This window comes from Phytoactinopolyspora endophytica (genome assembly GCF_004138495.1).
GTDB classification, from domain to species: domain Bacteria; phylum Actinomycetota; class Actinomycetes; order Jiangellales; family Jiangellaceae; genus Phytoactinopolyspora; species Phytoactinopolyspora endophytica.
Map to the genome: position 1 here is coordinate 71,034 of NZ_ML142870.1, position 2,957 is coordinate 73,990.

At 70.0% G+C, this 2,957-nt stretch carries 2 protein-coding genes; one reads left to right on the forward strand and one right to left on the reverse strand.

All coding sequences use genetic code 11. The features are described from left to right. Nucleotides 1–12 precede the first annotated feature (12 nt). A complete protein-coding gene (locus ELR45_RS29785; RefSeq protein WP_129669531.1) occupies nt 13–1,059 on the reverse strand; it encodes a class I SAM-dependent methyltransferase in 1,047 nt (348 codons plus the stop codon). Between the two features lie 168 nt (nt 1,060–1,227). Here ELR45_RS29785 and ELR45_RS39610 point away from each other — a divergent pair. Continuing rightward, the coding region (locus ELR45_RS39610; RefSeq protein ID WP_205857536.1) for an AfsR/SARP family transcriptional regulator at nt 1,228–2,957 on the forward strand (1,730 nt) is incomplete at its 3' end.

The following is a 2,957-nucleotide window of genomic DNA, read 5'->3' on the forward strand; positions in this document are numbered from 1 at the left end:
CCGCTCGATGGATCAGGGACGGATCTCGTAGGCAATGTTGAAGGCGCTGTCCGCTGCCCGGCGGACGCGTGTGAAGCCCGCCTCGGTCACAACCTCACGGATGGCAGGCTCGCCGGCCTGGGCGCCGAGCGCATGGCCACCGCTCTGCGAGAGCGCGTTCGGTACGCACAGGAACGTCGAGCCGCTGTAGTACAGCCGCCCCACCGGGTTCAAGTTGTCCTCGACCCGGTCCGCGGCGAATGGCTCGACGAGCAGCCAGGTCCCGTCCGGCGTCAACGCCTCGCGTACCCGGCGGGCGGCACCGACCGGATCGCCCATGTCATGCAGACAGTCGAACATCATCACCAGGTCGAAGTCTGCGCCGGTGAAGGCCTGTGCGGTAGCCACCTCGAAGGTAGCCCGGTCTCCGACACCGGCATCGTCCGCCTTCTTCCGGGCCAGCTCGATCGACTCGGCGTGGTAGTCCGAACCCACGACGGCGGAGTTCGGGTAGGCCTGAGCGAGCAGCACCGAGCTCGAGCCGAGCCCGCAGCCGACGTCGGCGACCCGCGCGCCGGCGGTCAGCTTGGCCTCGACACCGTCCAGCGCGGGAATCCAGTTCGGCACCAGCTCGGCGACGTACCCGGGACGGTAGAAGGCGTCGCAGCCGACGAAGACGTCCTCGTCATGCTCGTGCCAGCCGACGCCCTCGCCGGTGCGAAACGCCTCGGTGATCAGCGGCTCGGCACGCAGGTAGCCGAGCGCGATGAGGAACGCCGCCGACACATTCGGCCCGTTCGGGTCGGCCAAGCAGAACGCTTGCTCCTCACTCAGCGAGAACTCGCCGGTGGCCGGGTCGTAATTCACGTATCCGCCGGCGGCTTGGCCGCGTAGCCACTCGGTGAGGTAGCGCGGGTGGCATCCGGAGCGCTCTGCGAACTGCTCGGGCGTCGCCGGCCCCTGGGCCAGGGCGCGGTAGAGGCCGAGCCGGTTTCCGACCACGACGGAGCCGGCGGCGCCGGTCGCGCCAAGGTCGGTAGTGAACCGGCCGAGGAACTCCATGACCTTGTTGTGATCCATGTGACGATCTCCTCTCGCTGTCTGCCGGCGGGCGCCGGTCATGACAGCAAGCGTCGGTGCGCAGGCTTACCCAGGGCTGACGCGCGCTTACACTGGGCTGACGCCATGGGGAGAGCTCCGGCTCCCCCTACGGCGGTGACATCCTGTGCGCGGGGGGGTGCGATGGCGATGGAACGTGTACGGCCCGCTCTGCGGTTGGAGGTACTCGGACCGCTGCGGCTGGTCGTCGACGGCGTCGTGGTCGACGTACGTGGGTCCAAGCGACGCTCGCTGCTGGCGATCCTCGCGCTTGCGGAGGGCCGGATGGTCACGGCCGAGCATCTGCTGGACACGCTGTGGCCGGCGGCACTGCCTGAATCGGGCCGGCAAGCCCTGCACACCCAGGTGTCCCGGTTGCGGACGAACCTGGGTACGGCCGCGTCGCGGCTGCAGGGTCACCAGTACGGCTACCGATTGGAGCTGCTGGACGGTGAGCTGGACCTCGCGGAGGCCAAGACGCTGCTGGTGACCGCTCGCCGCGCCGCAGCGTCCGGCGCCGCGGAGGCGTTCGAAATCCTGCGGCGAGCGCACTCCCTCTGGCGCGGACCGGTGCTCGCCGATCTTACCGACCGCATACCGATATCCGCGGCCGTCGAGGGGTGCACCCAGCTGTACCAGGAGGTGACCGACGCCCTGATCGCCGGAGCGGTCGATGCCGGACAGGCAGACGGGATCGTGGGGCTGGCCACCAAGTCGCTGACCTCCGATCCACTGCGTGAGCCCGCTGTCCTGCTCCTGATGCGCGTGCTGGCCGCCAGCGGCCGGGCACCGGCGGCACTGCAGGCGGGACGGGACTATCGCCGTCGGCTGACAGACGAGACCGGTCTCGACCCGTCGCCGGCATTGGACGAGCTCGAGCGCACCATCGCGAGTGGAGCGGCCGCCGCCGCGCCGCGTTCGCCGCTCCCGGTCAGGCCCGGCACGCGACTGGTCGGTCGCGAAGCCCATGTGGCGTCGTTGCATCGGCTGCTCGCCGCCGAAAGGCTGGTCACCGTCGTCGGGCCGGGAGGCGTCGGGAAGACCCGGGTTGCGGTTGAGGCTGCCCGGTCGAACGACGCCGCTGTGGTGCTCCTGCTAGCCCCGGTCACCGACCCCGCGACGATCCCGCACGTCCTCGCATCGGCGCTGAACCTGAACGTGGCCCAGGGCGACGTCCTCACCGCCTGCCTCGCTTTCCTGGGAGACAAGCCTGGACTGCTGGTCATCGACAACTGCGAGCACCTGCTCGACACGGTCCGCGACACCATTGGCGCGGTGCTGGAGAACTGCCCGCACCAGACCATTCTCGCCACCAGCCGCGAACCGCTCGGCATCCCGGCCGAGTACGCCTTCCGCCTGAACCCGCTGCCCGTGCCCGGTTCGGACCCCGGCGTCGCCACCGAGGAGGAGCTGTCCCGGGTCCCATCCGTGGCTGTCTTTCTCGATCGGGCCGGCCGGGTCCGCCCGGACCGACCGCCCACCGCGGAGGATCTCCGCCTGATCTCCGGCATCGTCCGCCGGCTCGACGGGATGCCGCTGGCGATCGAACTGGCGGCCGGCCGCCTGTCGACCTTCTCGCTCGCGGATCTGCATGCCCGGCTCGACCGCTCGCTGGACCTGCTCGGCGGCGGACGGTCCGGTGCCGACGCGCGACACCGGACCCTGCGCGACACGGTCGAGTGGTCGTACCGCCTGTTGTCCGAGGACGAGCGCCGGTTGTTCCGGCACCTGTCGGTATTCGTCGACGGAGTCGACCTGGCGACGGCGGAACGGCTCGCCACCGATCTGCATATGGATGCCGATCCAGGAAGCGTCCTGTCCCGGCTGGTCGACGCCTCGATGCTCGAGGCCCATTTCGACGACGGCACTCGCTATCGGCT

Bases quoted from the DNA above. Each gene is read 5' to 3' on its own strand.
- ELR45_RS29785 (WP_129669531.1), bottom strand. From the start codon at position 1,059: ATGGATCACAACAAGGTCATGGAGTTCCTCGGCCGGTTCACTACCGAC.